General features: G+C 63.3%; 17 protein-coding genes. 6 read left to right on the top strand and 11 right to left on the bottom strand.

Annotated elements, in window-relative coordinates; translation table 11 throughout:
• Positions 1–13: 13 nt before the first annotated feature.
• The 3 genes from M2395_RS22965 to soxR all read right to left on the bottom strand — a co-directional run bounded on the left by M2395_RS22965 (position 14) and on the right by soxR (position 3225).
• Complete coding sequence (locus M2395_RS22965) at positions 14–658, bottom strand: 4Fe-4S cluster-binding domain-containing protein (RefSeq protein ID WP_019092947.1); 645 nt, start codon at positions 656–658, stop codon at positions 14–16.
• Complete coding sequence (locus M2395_RS22970) at positions 655–2493, bottom strand: AAA family ATPase (protein ID WP_123431268.1); 1839 nt, start codon at positions 2491–2493, stop codon at positions 655–657. Before M2395_RS22970 ends, M2395_RS22965 begins: the two co-directional genes overlap by 4 nt.
• Positions 2494–2751: 258 nt before the next feature.
• Positions 2752–3225, bottom strand: a complete 474-nt coding sequence (gene soxR, locus M2395_RS22975; protein WP_065365507.1) for a redox-sensitive transcriptional activator SoxR — start codon at positions 3223–3225, stop codon at positions 2752–2754.
• Between the two features lie 108 nt (positions 3226–3333).
• Here soxR and M2395_RS22980 point away from each other — a divergent pair, with 108 nt between their 5' ends.
• Positions 3334–3699: an antibiotic biosynthesis monooxygenase gene (locus M2395_RS22980; RefSeq protein ID WP_011062435.1), complete on the top strand. Its 366-nt coding sequence runs from the start codon at positions 3334–3336 to the stop codon at positions 3697–3699.
• On the opposite strand, the gene M2395_RS22985 is transcribed toward M2395_RS22980, so the two are convergent.
• From M2395_RS22985 to msuE, 4 genes are all read right to left on the bottom strand, one after another.
• A complete protein-coding gene (locus M2395_RS22985) occupies positions 3696–4796 on the bottom strand; it encodes a sigma-54-dependent Fis family transcriptional regulator (RefSeq protein WP_011062434.1) in 1101 nt (366 codons plus the stop codon). The two genes, M2395_RS22980 and M2395_RS22985, sit on opposite strands and share 4 nt — an antisense overlap.
• 24 nt (positions 4797–4820) lie before the next feature.
• Positions 4821–6008, bottom strand: coding sequence for an acyl-CoA dehydrogenase family protein (locus M2395_RS22990; RefSeq protein WP_011062433.1), 1188 nt, complete (start codon positions 6006–6008; stop codon positions 4821–4823).
• 134 nt (positions 6009–6142) lie between these two features.
• Positions 6143–7282 (bottom strand): FMNH2-dependent alkanesulfonate monooxygenase, encoded by a 1140-nt coding sequence (gene ssuD / locus M2395_RS22995; protein WP_011062432.1) that lies wholly within the window; start codon positions 7280–7282, stop codon positions 6143–6145.
• Between the two features lie 9 nt (positions 7283–7291).
• A complete protein-coding gene (gene msuE, locus M2395_RS23000) occupies positions 7292–7855 on the bottom strand; it encodes an FMN reductase (protein ID WP_015636469.1) in 564 nt (187 codons plus the stop codon).
• Between the two features lie 400 nt (positions 7856–8255).
• Here msuE and M2395_RS23005 point away from each other — a divergent pair, with 400 nt between their 5' ends.
• From M2395_RS23005 to M2395_RS23020, 4 genes are all read left to right on the top strand, one after another.
• On the top strand, positions 8256–8516 hold the full coding sequence (locus tag M2395_RS23005) for a hypothetical protein (RefSeq protein WP_019092950.1): 261 nt from the start codon (positions 8256–8258) through the stop codon (positions 8514–8516).
• Positions 8517–8618: 102 nt separating this feature from the next.
• Positions 8619–9233: a LysE family translocator gene (locus M2395_RS23010; RefSeq protein ID WP_015636467.1), complete on the top strand. Its 615-nt coding sequence runs from the start codon at positions 8619–8621 to the stop codon at positions 9231–9233.
• 210 nt (positions 9234–9443) lie between these two features.
• Positions 9444–10613 carry a cysteine desulfurase family protein gene (locus M2395_RS23015; protein WP_053159622.1) on the top strand — a complete coding sequence of 390 codons (1170 nt, stop codon included), beginning with the start codon at positions 9444–9446 and terminating at the stop codon, positions 10611–10613.
• Between the two features lie 55 nt (positions 10614–10668).
• On the top strand, positions 10669–12477 hold the full coding sequence (locus tag M2395_RS23020; protein WP_053159620.1) for an aminopeptidase P family protein: 1809 nt from the start codon (positions 10669–10671) through the stop codon (positions 12475–12477).
• Between the two features lie 84 nt (positions 12478–12561).
• On the opposite strand, the gene M2395_RS23025 is transcribed toward M2395_RS23020, so the two are convergent.
• The gene (locus tag M2395_RS23025) at positions 12562–13158 is read right to left on the bottom strand and encodes a 2-hydroxychromene-2-carboxylate isomerase (protein WP_053159618.1); all 597 of its coding nucleotides are present in this window, start codon (positions 13156–13158) and stop codon (positions 12562–12564) included.
• 37 nt (positions 13159–13195) lie between these two features.
• Positions 13196–13936: an SDR family oxidoreductase gene (locus M2395_RS23030; protein WP_019092954.1), complete on the bottom strand. Its 741-nt coding sequence runs from the start codon at positions 13934–13936 to the stop codon at positions 13196–13198.
• A gap of 93 nt (positions 13937–14029) precedes the next feature.
• On the opposite strand from M2395_RS23030, the gene M2395_RS23035 reads away from it, so the two are divergent.
• Entirely contained in the window at positions 14030–14599 is a 570-nt protein-coding gene (locus M2395_RS23035; protein WP_011062424.1) for a TetR/AcrR family transcriptional regulator, read from the top strand.
• A gap of 9 nt (positions 14600–14608) precedes the next feature.
• Here M2395_RS23035 and M2395_RS23040 read toward each other — a convergent pair whose 3' ends face one another.
• Both M2395_RS23040 and rhtA read right to left on the bottom strand, forming a co-directional pair.
• Positions 14609–14890, bottom strand: coding sequence for a hypothetical protein (locus M2395_RS23040; RefSeq protein WP_011062423.1), 282 nt, complete (start codon positions 14888–14890; stop codon positions 14609–14611).
• A gap of 158 nt (positions 14891–15048) precedes the next feature.
• Positions 15049–15936: a threonine/homoserine exporter RhtA gene (gene rhtA, locus M2395_RS23045; RefSeq protein WP_019092955.1), complete on the bottom strand. Its 888-nt coding sequence runs from the start codon at positions 15934–15936 to the stop codon at positions 15049–15051.
• Positions 15937–16389: the final 453 nt, after the last annotated feature.

A 16389-nucleotide genomic window follows, 5' to 3' on the forward strand; every position in this document is an offset into this window, starting at 1 on the left:
GTAGCGGTTCCGGTTAACGGCGGCGTGAGGTGTGGGCGCTGATCTGGAGTTGGTGGCCCTGGTCGTGCAGCAGGTCGCGCAGACGCAGCACGTCGTCACGCCGGGGAATTCCAGCCATCCAGACACTGCCGTCGTCGTCGAACATCACATCCAGCGCGCGGTCTTCGTGGTGCAGCGGGCGCTGGTAGGTGGACAGACGCCGGCGGCCCAGCTCGGTCAAGAAGATCAGGCGCTGGTTGTCGCTGCCCCGTAGGACCAGCGTTTGCGCCTGTTGTTGCTCGAAGGGGTCGCAGATCAATGCATCCAGCAGGCCTTCGGCTTGTTGCAATAGCGGTTGCAGGGTTTCCAGGGAGTGGCCGCTGTAGACCAGGATGTCGACCCCGGTGCGCTCGCGCAGGCCTCGAAGCAGGGCCAGCAGCGCCTCGGGCTGGTCGAAGGGCTCGCCGCCGGACAGGGTGATGCCTTCGGCCCGGGCCAGCCAGGGTTGCAGGTCGTCCAGCACCTGGGCCAACGGCAAGGGGTGCTTGCCCGGCCCCCAGGTGTCCGCGGAAATGCAGCCTGCACAGCGGATGCTGCACCCCTGGAACCACAGGCCCAGGCGTTGCCCCGGCCCCAGGGTGGTGACCGGGAAGTGCACCCGCGACAGGCTGATGTTCACGAGGCGCGGGCAAGCAGTTGCAGGCCGCCGGCCTGCAGTTGGCGGATTTCGAAGGATTGGCCGGGCTGCGCATCCTGGTCGAACAGGGCCCGGGCCAGGGGGTTGAGCAGGTGCGCCTCCAACTGGTTGCGAATGCCCCGGCCACCGTTGGACAGGTCCTGCAGGCACAGCTGGCGCAGGTTGTGCAGCGAGTCGTCATCGAGCTGCACATGCAGGGCCTGGGCCGCCAGGTCGGCGAGGATATTGCCGACCATCTGCTGGAAGATCTGCTCGGCGATGTCCGGGCGGATGAAGTCGAAGACGATGATGTTCTCGCCGATCCGGTTGAGGATTTCCGGGCGGTTGAGCACCAGTTTGAAATAGCGCTCGATCTCGCCCTGGACCTTGCCTTGCACCGCTTCGAAGGCTTCGCCGGGCTGGACGTTGGCGACTCGCTCGCCGTTGTCGCCCTGGCGGTAGATGCCCAGGTTGGAGGTGAAGACGATCAGCGCCTCGGAGAAGTACACCCGGTCGCCCCGGCCTGAGGTAAGCACACCGTCATCAAGGATCTGCAGGAACTTGTCGAGGATCCGCGGGTGAGCCTTTTCGATCTCGTCGAACAGCACCACGCTGAAGGGTTTTTCGCGGATCGCGTTGGTCAGTTCGCCGCCCACGTCGTAGCCGACATAGCCGGGTGGCGCGCCTACCAGGCGCTGGTCCGCGTGTTCGGCGCTGAATTCCGACATATCGAAGCGGATGTACGCGCTTTCATCGCCAAACAGCAGGCTGGTGATGGTCTTGGCCAGTTCGGTCTTGCCGACCCCGGTGGGCCCGGCAAGAAAGGCCACGCCCCGGGGCCGGTTGCCCTTGCGGCTGGCGCCGACCCCGGTCATGGCGCGCTTGACGATATCCAGCATGTGGGTCACGGCGTGGCCCTGGCCCTTGACCCGCTGGCGAATGAAGCCGTCGGCCTGGCGGATGCGCTGGCGGTCGATCTTCAGCCAGGGGTCTTCGGTAACCCCGACTTTATAGCGGCGTACGGCATCGCCGATGCGTTCCATGGCCAGGCCTTCGACCCGGGCCAACTGGACGATCGCGTTGAGGTCGAGCAGCAGCAGGCCCTCGGTGTTTTCGACGAAGGCCCGCACCGCGCTGTCGCGGCTTTCTTCGCTGGCCTCCTGGGCGCCGGGCAGGCCGCGCAACAGTGCCGGAGCCAGGGCCTGGCGGGCCTGCTGGTCGGGTTTGGACACGGGAATGGGCCGCAGGCGTGGGTTGTCGATCAGCATCCAGTCGGGCAGGTCGCCTTCCTTTTCCACCACCCAGAGAATGCTGTTGAAGAACGGCGTGCGCTGTTCCCCCGCCGGGCGGCTGCGGGCCTGGTGGGACAGCACCAGGGCCTGGGTGAACAGCTGGTGTTCTGCGGCGCTCAGGGCGTCGTTGCGGATCACCAGGCGTGAAGCGAAATCGACAATCAGGGCCAGGGGGGCGCCTTGGCGCTCCACCAGGCGCGGCAAGGTGGCCGCCAGCAGATCGAGGCCTGCCGGCGCCGCTCCTTCCACCGGGGTCAGGCCCAGCTCGCGCAGCAGGTTATCGGCCTGGGCCGGCTCGCTGCCCGGAGGCAGCAGCACGCGCAGGCCGCCAAGGGGGTCCCAGCTCAGCACATGGGCATAGCCCGCCGCCAGCAGTTCGTCGCGCAGGTTGAGGTTGAAAGGCTGGGGGGTAATGACCCCGGGGGCGACCTCACTGGCTTGCAGGTCGCGGACGTTGCCGGACAGGACGAATTGGCTTTTCAGGGGTAGAAAGCGCAGCAGATCGCGCAGCCAGCGTGGCTTTTCGAAGGAGGCAGTCCTTGGCATGGAAGCGGAGCTCGTCGTAGGAAGCAGGACGCGACATTAGCATAGGGACGTTTTTACTTACGATGCTCCACAGGTTTTCTTACCTGTCAGCGCTGAGCGGGAATCCGGCTTGCGAGGGAAGATGCCCGTGAGATCGCCTTCGCCGGCAAGCCGGCTCCTACGGGTATGAAGGCGATGTGGCTGTAGGAGCTGGCTTGCCAGCGAAGAGGCCCGAGAGTCAGCCTTCGCCGGCAAGCCGGTTCCTGCGAGGGAAGCCGGCTACGGGGTGTCGGTGGCGGCGTCGGGCTCCAGCAGGCGGGCGCCCGGGCCGGCGTCTCCCAGGGCATCTCCATAGTTGCGCAGCGGGCACCCTTCCATGGACAGGCAGCCACAGCCAATGCACTGGTTCAGCCGCTCGCGCAGCAGGCTCAGTTGGCGGATGCGTTCGTCCAGTTCGCGGCTCCACTGTTCCGACAGGCGCTGCCAGTCCGCGGCAGTAGGCGCGCGGTCGGCGGGCAGGGTCGCCAGGGCCTGGCCGATCTCTGCCAGGGGAATGCCCAGGCGCTGGGCCACCTTGATCAGCGACACCCGGCGCAGCTCTGAACGTGGGTAGCGGCGCTGGTTGCCCGCGTTGCGATGGCTGTGGATCAGGCCCTTGGTTTCGTAGAAATGCAGCGCGGTGACGGCTACGCCACTGCGGGCCGACAGTTGGCCGACGCTCAGCTCTTTATGACGGGAGTCGGGTTCGATCATCAGTGGACCTCGGGAGGAAAAATACGCTTGACCTTGACTTAACTAGAGGTTTTACCCTGCGGCGCATTCAACAGCAATATTCTGTTTGCCCCCAGTGGAGAGTGATCCATGAGCGCCTTTGAAAAGACCCGCAGCTTTACTCAATTGATCGAGTTCGAGATCGAGCCCCATCAGCAACAGGCCCTGGTATCGGCCCTGGCCGAGCAGACCGAGCGCTTGGCCCAGGGCTATGGCGGTTTTCTGAGTGCCAGCGTGCAGGCCAGCGACGATGGCCGGCGGGTGCTCAATTACCTGCAATGGCAATCCCGGGAAGCCGGCGAAGCGGCGTTCCGGCGCTTCGAGAACGGCGAGCAGGATTTCTGGCAGTTGATCCTCGCCCACCAGGCCAAGACCGTGACCTTCGGTTCATTCCAAGTGCGCAGCAGCATCGCCCGTAGCCACGACAATGCCTTGCACTGCGACCTGCCGGGCTAGATCGACAGTTGCAGGGTGCGCTCGTTGGGCGCATCGATGGGGCGCCGCTTGTTCACCGCCAGTTCGCCGATCTTGATCAGCCGGGTCCGGGTGACGTTGCGGCTCAGGCCCAGCAGGTTGGCGGTGTGCACCTGGTTGTAGTGGCTGAAGCGGTAGGCCGCGCGCAGCAAGGCATCCTCGACCTTTTCGTGCAGGGCCCCGGCCTGTTCGGCGAAGAGTTTTTCAAAGGCCCGTTCCAGCAGGGCCTCGGCAGAGTCGTCGTGGCTCGGGTGGCTGTCGTCGGCGCGTTCGATGCGCATGTTGGACAGGCGCAGGTCGTCGCGCTGGATCACCCCGTTGCGGCAGATCAGCAGGGTGTGGTGGATGACGTTTTCCAACTCGCGGATGTTGCCCGGCCAACTGTAGCTCTTGAGCTTGTGCTCGGCCTCGGGGCTGATGCTGATGCTGCCGTAGCCCAGGCGCTGGCTGTAGGCCTCGATGAAGTGCCGGGTCAGCGGCAGGATGTCGCCGGGGCGCTCGCGCAGCGGGCTCAGTTCCAGGCTGACCACGTCCAGGCGGTAATACAGGTCTTCGCGAAAATGCCCGGCGTTGATGGCCTTTTCCAGTTGCACGTTGGTGGCGGCCAGTACGCGCACATCGATGGGAATGCTCTTGCGCGAACCCAGGCGCACCACTTCGCGCTCCTGCAGCACCCGCAGCAGCTTGACCTGGATGGCCATGGGCAGGTCGCCGATCTCGTCGAGGAACAGGGTGCCGCCGTCGGCCTCTTCGAACCACCCGGCCTTGGCGCTGAGGGCACCGGTAAAGGCGCCTTTCTCATGGCCGAACAGTTCCGCCTCCACCAGGGATTCGGAGAAGGCACCGCAGTTCACCGCCACGAACGGTCGGTTGCGCCGGGCACTGAGGTTGTGGATATGGCGCGCCACCAGCTCCTTGCCGGTCCCGGTTTCGCCAATGATCAGCACGCTGGCTTCGCTCGGTGCCACCTGTTGCAGGTGCGCCAGCAGGGCCTGGGATTTCGGGTCCTCGAACACCTGGGCGGTGGCGCGGATCGAGGTCGCCAGGGCGGGCGAAGGGGGTAGGGTCAGAAGCTGCATCGGCACTCTCCGTCGAACAGAAGGCTAGGAGTAGAAAGTCGGGGTTGGCAGGGACTGGTTCAGCGCCCAGTCGCCCAGCTCATGAAGCTTGTAGTCCAGCGGGTCGTGCAGGGTCTGGGTGCGCAGGTTGCGCCAGTGCCGGTCCAGGCCCAGGGAGGCGTGGGTCGAGCGCGCGCCGGTGACTTCGAACAGGCGGCTGCACAGCTCCAGGCCCTGGCGGCTGGCGGCGACCTTGGCGGTGGCGATGGCCGTGGCCAGGTGCCCGCGCTCTTCGGCGCTGAGGGCCGGGCCCTTGGCCCAGGCCTGGTCCAGCAGCGCGGCGGCCCGCTCCACCAGCAGGCGGATGCCTTCCAGGGCGACCCAGAATTCGCCGTAGTGGCTGAGTATGTAGGGGTCCTGGCGCACGTCCTGGGCGCTGGACTTATGCCAGACCCGGGTTTCGCCGAGGGTGTACTGCCGGGCTTCTTCGAAGGCGCCTTCGGCGATGCCGAGGAACATGTGGGTGAAGGTCAGTTGGGCGATCAGCGGGCGCAGGCAGGCGAATGGTGTGCTCAGCGGGCCGGGGTCCAGCAGCAGTTCCGACTCCTCCACCCGTACCCGTTCGAAGGTGGCGCTGCCGCTATCGGTCTGGCGCTGGCCGATGTTGTTCCAGTCGTGGTGCAGGGTGATGCCGCTGCGGCCGCTGGGGATCGCGGCGATCAGCAACTTGCCGCCATTGCTTTCATCCACTGCCGAGGCAATGAGCATTTCCGAGTCGCTGGCACCGGAGCAGAAGCTCTTCTTGCCGGAAAACTCGCGCCAGCCCCCCAGGTTCCGGACCACGGTGCGGGTGTCCAGTGGGTTCAGGGCGTTGCCCCAGAACCAGTTTTTGCGTGCGGTCTGTTCGAACCAGGGTTGCCACTGTTCGGGTTTGGCGAACAGGCGCACGGTGGCCAGCATCAGGTGGTGGAAGCCGAAGACATGGGCGATGGAGCTGTCGACCCGGGCGAATTCGCGGACGATGTTCAGCGTCTCGCTCCAGGGCGCGCCGAGCCCGCCGAACTGGCTGGGAATGCTCAGGGCCAGCAGGCCGCTTTGGCGCAGCGCGTCACGCTCGGCCTTGGGGGTGCCGCCGCGCTCGTCGCGTTCGACGGCGGTCAGGGCAAACTCGGCGGCCAGTTGGCGGGCGGTCTGCAGGGGGGACAACAGGGCGCTTTGCGGTTTGGCAGTCACGCGGTGTTCCTCGTTCGTGGCCGTTGTGGCGGCCGGGAAAAGGTGCTGCGAGCTGCAGGAACTGGCTTGCCAGCGAAGCGGGCCGGAAGATCGCCTTCGCCGGCAAGCCGGCTCCTGCAACAGCATTGGGGATTTCAGCGGCTGTTGGGCAACACGTCGTTGGCGATCATTTCGCCGAACGGCCCGGTGAGGTTGGTGACACCGCGGCCGGCCAGGCTGGCATAGGGCTCCGGCAGCAGCGGGAACACCAGCTCGGCGAAGCGATAGGCTTCTTCCAGGTGCGGGTAGCCGGAGAAAATGAAGCTCTCGATTCCCAGGTCCGCGTACTCCTTGATGCGCTCGGCCACTTGCTGCGGGTTGCCCACCAGGGCGGTACCGGCGCCACCGCGCACCAGGCCGACCCCGGCCCAGAGGTTGGGGGCGATCTGCAACTGGTCGCGGCGCCCGCCGTGCAGCGCTGCCATGCGCCGCTGGCCTTCGGAGTCGAAGCGGGAAAAGGACTGCTGGGCGGCGGCGATGGTGTCGTCGCTGATGTGCTCGATCAGCTTGTCCGCGGCTTTCCAGGCTTCGTCCTCGGTCTCACGCACGATCACATGCAGGCGGATGCCGAACTTCACCGTGCGGCCCTTGCGCGCTGCACGTTCGCGTACGTCGGCCAGTTTCTGCGCCACCGCCGCCGGTGGCTCGCCCCAGGTCAGGTAGACATCCACCTGGTCCGCCGCCAGTTCATGAGCGGCCTCGGAGGAACCGCCGAAGTACAGCGGCGGGTAGGGTTTCTGCACGGGCGGGTAGAGCGCCTTGGCGTTCTGCACATGCAGGTGCTTGCCTTCGAAGTCCACGGCTTCGCCTTGCAGCACCCGACGCCAGATCTGCAGGAATTCGTCAGTGACTTCATAGCGTTCGCTGTGGCTGAGGAAGCTGCCGTCGCCGCGGTTTTCGTCCGGATCGCCGCCGGTGACCACGTTGATCAGCAGGCGGCCGTTGGACAGCCGATCCAGGGTCGCGGCCATGCGCGCGGAAACCGTGGGGGAGATGATCCCCGGGCGGATCGCCACCAGGTAGCGCAGGCGTTCGGTCAGGGGCACCAGGGCCGAGGCGATCACCCAGGAGTCTTCGCAGGAGCGCCCGGTGGGAATCAGCACACCGTGATAGCCCAGGCTGTCCGCGGCCTGCGCCACTTGCTTGAGGTAGTTGAGGGTGACCGGGCGCGCGCCCTGGGCAGTGCCGAGGAAATGGCCGTCGCCGTGGGTCGGAAGAAACCAGAACACATCCATGACAGCTCCTCAGGCGATTTTCAGCAGGTGGGTCGGGTGGGCGCGAAACAGCGGCGCGGCCCGTTCGGCGGCGAGCTGGATGCGCGCTTTGAGCAGGTCGCTGGTGATCTGGTAATTGCTGAAGTCGGCCTCGGTGGCGTACACGCCGATCGGCAAGGTCAGGGCCTGGAAGAAACTGAACAGTGGGCGTAGCTGGTGATCCAGAACCAGGGCATGGCGTTCGCTGCCACCCGTCGCGGCCAGCAGCACCGGGGTATCGATCAGGGCATTGAGATCGATCAGGTCGAACAGGTGCTTGAGCAGGCCGGGATAGGAACCGCGATACACCGGGGCGGCGACGATCAGCAGGTCGGCGTTCTCGATGGCCTGGAGTTCGGCTTCAACCTCGGCCGGCAGTTCCTGGCGCGACAGGGCGGCACCCACCGGGCGGGCGATATCCCCCAGTTCGATCAGGTGGGCGTTGAAGGACAGGTGCCCGGACAGTTCAGCCAGCAGGGCCTGGGTCAGCACCAGGGTGCGCGATGGGCGCCAGGTTCCACCGGAAAGGGCTACGACGTTCAAGGGGCGGGACATGATCAGTTCCTTTTTAAACAGTGGCTCAACGAGCAGTGGCAGGTCCCGGGCTCTGGAGCAAGAGCTGTACCAAAGACTTGCAGCCCTTGTACGGCGCGGTTTTGCGCTGATCTGCAGTTGCCGGGTGCTGTTGCCCAACCGCTGTTTTGTTGATCGGCTGTTGCCTGGCCAACAGTTGCTCTGGCAACAGTTGGCGGGCGAGATGGGACTGTTATAAAGGCTTGTTGTTATTCCTTAAAAGAGCTTGTTTTCATATTTATAGAGCTTTATTGAATATAAGGGTGAGCAGCGCCCTGGCCTTGGAACGATCGATAGCCACTATCGAGCAGGGTGATTTTTGCCGCTGATGGCGCGCGAGTAGCCTGTGTCCATTGTTCGCAACCCGCCCCAGGTGCTCGCCATGAAGGCTTTCTCTGCTGTCTTGCTGTTGTTGGTTTCCAGTGTGCTGGCCGGTTGTGCCAGCCCCGGTGCACCGGAGTTGCGGCCCTATACCGCGCAGGAAACCCGGGAGCTGGCTATGGAGGCGTTGAACCGGCGCGGTTTGTCCTTCGATGAATACCAGCAGAAAAAGGCCGAGTTGCTGGGCCGCCCGGCGAGCTTCGACAGCCAGGGTGAAATGAGTGCACAGCGCAATATCAGTCGCCATCAACCTGCCAGTTGAGAAGAACTGTACTGGTCCAAGTTTTCAGCAACTGTCCATGGGTTTCAGCCTGAGGCTGGGTTAGGGTCGAGGCCTGATCGACCTGCCCCGGACCTTGCCCCCATGAGCCTTTCCCCTGACCTGCTGTTGGCCTTCGCCCTGTTTGCCCTGGTCACTTCCATCACGCCCGGTCCCAACAACACTATGTTGCTGGCCTCGGGGGTGAACTTCGGCTTCAACCGTTCCATTCCCCACATCCTCGGCATCAGCTGCGGCTTCTTTGTCCTGGTGCTGGCGGTCGGCCTGGGCCTGGGCGCGGTGTTCGAGGCCTACCCGCTGCTGTACAGCGTGCTGCGCTACGTTGGCGCAGCGTACCTTCTGTACCTGGCGTGGAAGATTGCCCGTTCCGGGCCGCTGTCCGATGAACAGCAGCACCACGGCCGGCCGCTGGGCTATTGGGGCGCCGCGGCGTTCCAGTGGGTCAATCCCAAGGCCTGGGTCATGGCAGTGGGGGCCATCAGTACCTACACCCCATTGCAGGGCTACTTCACCAATGTGCTGGTGATTGCCGCGGTGTTCGCGCTGATCAATGCGCCCACGGTGAGCCTCTGGGCTGCGTGCGGCAGCCTGCTGCGCAATGTGTTGCGCAACCCGCGCTGGTTGCGCCTGTTCAATCTGTTGATGGCCGCCTTGCTGGTGCTTTCCCTGGCACCGCTGTTGTTCGAAAAGATGAGTTGAACGGCGCTTCATGGCGCTGCCTCGAGCCTGTAAGCTGCGATGCAGGAGCGTTCCTACGCACTTTTAAACGAAGATGTTCTTCTTTAACTGCATCCGATCGGGTATTGCTCAAGGCCAGCATTTGCCGCGCCGCCTATGCACAGCGCGTGGCTGCTTCGCCTTTTTGCCAGCATATGCCGACCCTGGAACAAGCTCTGCGGGTTTTCAGTCATGAACAAGCGTCCTCTTTATTTCGACTACGCCGCCACCACGCCGGTGGATGAGCGAGTCATTCAGGTCATGCTGGAGTGCCTGGGTTTCAACGCCCATTTCGGCAATCCGGCGTCCAGTTCACACGCCTTTGGCCGGGAAGCGCGGGGTTACGTCGAGCGCGCCCGGCAACAAGTGGCACAACTGGTCGGCGCGCAGCCCGAGCAGATTGTCTGGACCTCCGGCGCTACCGAATCCAACAACCTGGCCCTCAAGGGGGTGATGCAGGCCCGGGGCGTGAGCGGCGGCCATGTCATCACCAGCCAGATCGAACACAAGGCGGTGCTCGACACCGCCCGGCAACTGCAGGAGGCCGGGGTCGCAGTGACCTACCTGGTGCCGGATGCCGATGGCCTGATCACCGCGCAAGCGGTCAGCGAAGCCCTGCGCGACGACACCTTCCTGGTGTCGCTGATGCTGGTGAACAACGAACTGGGCACCCTCAACGACATTCCGGCCATTGGCCAGGTGGTGCGTGAGCGTGGCGCCCTGTTGCATGTGGATGCCGCCCAGGGTGCGGGCAAGGTGGCCATCGATCTGGCCCGGTGGCCGGTGGACCTGATGTCGTTCTCGGCCCATAAGCTATATGGCCCCAAGGGCATCGGCGCGCTGTATGTCGGGCCGCGGGCGCAGCAACACGTGCAGGCGCAGATTCATGGCGGCGGCCATGAGGGCGGCTTGCGCTCCGGAACCCTGGCCACCCACCAGATCGCGGCCATGGGCGCCGCCTTCGCCCTGGCCGGCGAACTGTTCGAGGAAGAAACCGCCGCCATCGTGCGTCTGCGCGGGCGCCTGCTGGAGCAACTGGCGGGTATCGCCGGCCTGCGCTTGAATGGCAGTGTCACCCAGCGCATTCCCCACACCCTGAGCCTGACCTTCACCGAGGGAGGTTTTGATGGGGCGGCGTTGGGCGCGGCCCTGGCCTTTTCCGCGACTTCGGCCTGCAACTCGGCAAGCAATGCGCCTTCCCATGTATTGCTGGCGCTGGGGCATGATGCCGGGCAGGCCGCGCGGACCATCCGCTTGAGCCTCGGGCGTTTCACCTGCGAACAGGATGTGGATCGCGCCGCTCAACTGATCCAGGCGGCGACCGCCTCAGCCCCTGCGTTCTGGGCCACAACACAACCTTGAGGGTCGAGTGACTTCGATCTTCCATAACAATGATTAAGCCGGTTAAGGAGACACAATGAGTACCCAGCCTTCGACCAATGGAGTGGTCCCCCAGCGCTTGGCGCATGTCCGTCAGCTGATGAGCCGCGAAGGCATTCACGCCTTGCTGGTGCCCTCGGCCGACCCGCACCTGTCGGAATACCTGCCGGGCTACTGGCAAGGGCGCCAGTGGCTATCGGGGTTTCATGGGTCGGTCGGGACCTTGATCGTGACCGCTGACTTTGCCGGCGTATGGGCCGACAGCCGTTACTGGGAGCAGGCCACCAAGGAACTCAAGGGCAGCGGCATCGAACTGGTGAAGTTGCAACCGGGCCAGCCCGGGCCCCTGGACTGGCTGGCCGAGCAGACCCCGCAAGGTGCGGTGGTGGCGGTGGACGGCGCGGTCATGGCCTTGGCTTCGGCCCGTACCCTGGGCAGCAAGCTGCAGGAACGCGGGGCCAGCCTGCGTACCGATATCGACCTGCTACAGGAAGCCTGGAACGACCGTCCGTCATTGCCCGATCAACCGGTCTATCAGCATCTGCCGCCCCAGGCCACCCAGAGCCGGGTCGAGAAGCTTGCGGCGTTGCGCGCAACCCTCAAGGAGCGCGGCGCCGACTGGCATTTCATCGCTACCCTCGATGACATTGCCTGGCTGTTCAACCTGCGCGGCGCCGATGTGTCCTTCAACCCGGTGTTTGTCTCCTTTGCCCTGATCAGCCAGCAGCAGGCGACCTTGTTCGTGGCCTTGAGCAAGGTCGATGAGGCATTGCGCGCGCAACTGGAGGTGGATGGCGTCAGCCTGCGCGACTATTCAGAGGTGTCCGCGGCCTTGCAGGCAGTGCCGGAAGGCGTAGCGTTGCAGATCGACCCGGCGCGCGTCACCGCGGGCTTGCTGGAGCACCTGAACCCCGGGGTGAAGCTGCTGGAGGGGCTCAACCCCACCACCCTGGCCAAGTCGCGCAAGAGCCTGGCGGACGCCGAGCACATTCGCCAGGCCATGGAGCAGGATGGTGCGGCGCTCTGCGAATTCTTCGCCTGGCTGGACAGCGCCCTGGGGCGTGAGCGCATTACCGAGCTGACCATTGATGAGCGCCTGACGGCCGCCCGTGAGCAGCGCCCGGGTTATGTCTCGCTAAGCTTCAATACCATTGCAGCGTTCAACGCCAACGGCGCCATGCCCCATTACCACGCCACGCCCGAAGAGCATGCGGTGATCGAGGGTGATGGCCTGTTGCTGATCGATTCCGGCGGCCAGTACCTGGGGGGCACCACCGATATCACGCGCATGGTGCCGGTGGGGACGCCGAGTGCCGAGCAGAAGCGCGATTGCACCCGGGTGCTCAAGGGCGTTATCGCGCTGTCCCGGGCGCAGTTTCCGCGGGGCATTCTGTCGCCGTTGCTGGATGCCATCGCCCGGGCGCCGATCTGGGCCGAGGGTGTGGACTACGGGCACGGCACCGGGCATGGCGTCGGTTATTTTCTCAACGTTCACGAAGGCCCGCAGGTGATTGCCTATCAGGCCGCAGCGACGCCGCAGACTGCGATGCAACCGGGGATGATCACTTCGATCGAACCCGGGACCTACCGCCCTGGCCGCTGGGGCGTACGAATCGAGAACCTGGCGCTCAACCGTGAGGCGGGCAAGACCGAGTTCGGTGAGTTTCTGAACTTCGAAACCCTCACCCTGTGCCCGATCGATACCCGTTGCCTGGAGCCATCGCTGCTCACCGAGGATGAGCGCGAATGGTTCAACGGCTATCACGCTGAAGTCCGCCGGCGCCTCAGCCCGCTGCTGGAGGGCCCGGCCCTGGAGTGGTTGCAGGTTCGTACTGCGGCTATCTGAGGAAAGATGTCACCCGCGCAAGGCGGGTGACGTCACGCGATGGGTTCCTGGCAATGGCGCGGCCGCTGCCAGGGACAGGGCAGGTTACGGCGCGTTCAAGGCTTCGCGGACGAAATCCAGGCGGTCCTGGCCAAAGAACAGTTCGTCTCCCACGAACATGCTGGGCGCGCCGAACACCCCTTTTTGCAACGCCTGTTCGGTCTTGTCCTTGAGGGCGGCCTTGACCTCTTCGTCATTGCTCAGGTCGAGGATCTGCTGCGGGTCGAAGCCACCTTGCTCCAGGACCTGGGTGATGGTGGCCGGGTCGTTGAGGTTGCGTTTGTCCACCCAGAGCGCATGGAACAGGCAGTCGAGGAATTCGCCGAAACGTTCCGGCAGGCGCAGTTGAACCCCGGTGGTGGCGCGCATCAGCAGCAGGGTATTGATGGGAAAGTGCGGATTGAAGTTGAGCTCCACCCCATAGCGCCGGGCAAAGCGCGCCAGGTCGTGCAGCATGTACCGGCCCTTGGCGGGAACACTGATGGGGGAAGCGTTGCCGGTGGTCTTGAAGACCCCGCCCAGCAGCATGGGCTGATACACCAGCTGGCTATCGGTTTCGGCGCAGATTTTTGGCAGTTGGGTATAGGCCAGGTATGAGGTCGGGCTGCCCAGGTCGAAGAAGAACTCCACCTTTTTGCTCATGTTTCAGACTCCTTGATTGTTGTTATTGGAGAAGGCCTTACCAGCGTTCGTTCCACGGGCGCAGGTCCAGCTCGAAGGTCCAGGCGTCCCGGGGCTGGCTGTGCAGGTACCAGTAGTTTTCGGCGATATGCTCGGGGTTGAGGATGCCGTCCTGGTCCTTGAGGGCGTATTTTTCGGGAAAGCTGGTACGGATGAAATCGGTGTCGATGGCACCGTCGACGATGACATGGCCGACATGGATGTTCAGGGGGCCCAGTTCCCGCGCCATGCTCTGGGCCAGGGCGCGAATGCCGTGCTTGGCCCCGGCGAAGGCGGCAAAGCCGGCGGCACCGCGTACGCCTGCGGTGGCGCCGGTGAACAGAATAGTGCCGCGTTGGCGTTTGGCCATGCGCTTGGCCACTTCCCGGGCATTGAGAAAGCCCGAAAAGCAGGCCATTTCCCAGATCTTGAAATACTTGCGTGCGGTTTCTTCAAGAATGCTGCAGGGCACATTGGCGCCAATATTGAAGACAAAGGCCTCGATAGGGCCGATCTGGGTTTCGATCTGCTCGATCAGCGCGATCACGTCTTCCTCTTTGCGTGCATCACAGCCAAAACCATGGGCCTGGCCGCCGGACTGCTGGATGGCGTCCACCAGGGGTTGCAGTTTGTCCGCGCTGCGGCGGGTCATGCAGGCAATAAAGCCTTCGGCTGCGAAACGCTTGGCAATAGCACCGCCGGTCGCGTCGCCGGCACCCACTACCAGTACGACTTTGTTCTTGTTCAAGGTTGCAGTCATGGGAGGTTCGCTCTTTGGTAAACGATCGTTAACTAAACGAACGTTATGCTATGATTTTTCCGTCGTCAAGAAAACTTGGGAGCCCGTCAGGGAATGCGTTATTCAGCCAGTCACAAGCAGGAAACCCGCGAGCGTCTGCTGCAAAGCAGCGCGGCGCAGGCCAAGAACGAAGGTTTTTCCACTGTGGGGGTGGATGCCTTGATGAAAGCCATTGGCCTGAGTGGCGGGGCTTTCTATAGCCACTTCACCTCCAAGGACGAATTGTTCAGCTCGATTGTCGAGCGCGAGTTGAGCCAGAGTCTGGCGCGCCTGGGCGGGGAGGGGCAGCAGAATCAGGAGAAGTTGCGTCGCTGCCTGAAGCAGTACTTGAGCGTGGCGCATCTGCAACAGCCGGGTGCTGGCTGCGCACTGCCGGCATTGGGTGCGGAGATTGCCCGGGGGAGCCTAGAGGTGCGGCAGGAGGCGCAGGACTGGATTTGCCGCTTGCATCAGGCTTGGGCGCAGACTCTGGGCAGCGAGAGCCTGGCCTGGTCGATCCTGTCCCAGTGCGTTGGCGCGTTGGTGGTAGCGCGAATGCTGGTGAACCCAGCCATTCAGCATCAGGTGCTGGCGTCCAGCCATGAGCAGATCATCGGGCAGCTGGAGCGGCTGCCCGCAAGTTGACCGGCAAGGCTATTTGCAGATGACGATCATGCTGCGGCTGGTGTAGCCGGCAGGGTTCAGGCCGAAGGGGTAGTCGCCTGGGTCTTCCACGGCATCACCGGACTTGGCGATGACCTTGTAGCCTTTGGGGCCGCAGGACTCAGTCGCCTTGGTGTAGCACTTTTCCCAGGAAGAAGATAAACCCGAGCAGTTGATGTGGAGTCCTTTCTTGCCCCGTTTGACTTCGGTTTTCGCGGTCGCCGCGCAGCCTGCAATTGCAAGTACGGCCAACAGTATCAAAAATCGTTTCATCCCCGTCCTTATCGCTAGCCCCGGATCTGGCGTCCGAGTGTGACTGCATTACCTGTCGTCTTTTGCGTGTGCGATATCCCTGTCCGGCAACTCCCTGGGCGACGTTGAGTAGCCGGCTAAACATGGCCTAAATGAGCACTAATTACCAGAGTTGAATCTCAATCAACTGCAACTATTGGTTTGGTCTCGCGGCGCATGGTCATGGTGGCGCCTACGGAAGCCAGGATGATGCAGGCGATTGCCGTCCACTGGGACAGGGACAGGTACTCGTGGAGGAACAACAGGCCGGAAAGCGCGCCGAAAGCGGGCTCGATACTCATCAGGGTGCCGAAGGTCCGGGCTGGCATGCGAGTCAGGGCAACCATCTCCAGGCTATAGGGGAGGGCTGTGGACAAGATAGCGACTCCCAGGGCAACCGGGATCAGGGAGGGAGTCAGTAGTGCGGCGCCGGCATGGACTATGCCTATGGGTGCAACAAAGAGAGCAGCAATCATGACGCCCAGGGCGGCGGTCTGAATGCCGTTCTCGGCTCCGGCCTTCTGTCCGAAGAGTATGTACAGCGCCCAGCAGACCCCGGCCCCCAGTGCATAGCCTGCACCGACCAGGTCGATGGCTGTTTCTGTGGCTCCGGTGGGAATAAGCAGTAGCAGCCCGACGATCGCCAGAGCGATCCACAGGAAGTCTATGGCCTTGCGTGACGCATAGATGGCTACTGCGAGGGGGCCTGTGAACTCGAGGGCGACGGCGATGCCCAGAGGGACACTCCTGAGGGACATATAGAAGAGGAAGTTCATGCCGCCCAGGGCCATGCCGTAGATGATCACGGTGCGCAGGGTGTTGGTGGTGAACTTGGCGCGCCAGGGTCTTAATAGAAGCAGCATGATGATGCTGGCGAAAATCAGCCGCAGGGTTGTGGTTCCTTGTGCGCCAACGATTGGGAACATGCTCTTGGCCAGTGAGGCTCCTGATTGAATCGAGGCCATGGCAATAAGCAGCAGCCCCACCGGAAACAGGGTCGAGGCAAGGCTGCGCGGTTGGTCATTCATGCAAGGGGTCATCCAGAGTGTTGGGGGAGGGGCACCTAGAACATGATGCTCAACTAATCACGGATGAGCAATATAGTGCGCATGGTCTTTTTTACGCCTCTATATAGAAGCTGCGAATGGGCTGTTTTGCGGCTGATCATAGAAAATGCAAATTAAGTCTTGACGGCAGATTCTACAGGTCTATAATTCGCCCCACTTCCGGCGCAGTCGAAACGGAAAACTCCTTGAGATTCAATGAGTTACGCAGTTTTCGACAGCGGTTACGCTTCAGTTCATCGAAGCCAGAAGCAGTTGGTAAGGCAGTCAGTTTTCGCCTTATTAACGATTCGATCCTCTCGGTCGAAAGCGGTTGAAAAGAGGTGTTGACAGCAGCGTGTAACGCTGTAGAATTCGCCTCCCGCTAACGAGAGATCGGAAGCGCAAGTGGTTGAAGTTAAAAAGGAAACTTTGAAA

Origin of the sequence: Pseudomonas sp. BIGb0176, assembly GCF_024810175.1 — a bacterium.
GTDB lineage: Bacteria > Pseudomonadota > Gammaproteobacteria > Pseudomonadales > Pseudomonadaceae > Aquipseudomonas > Aquipseudomonas protegens.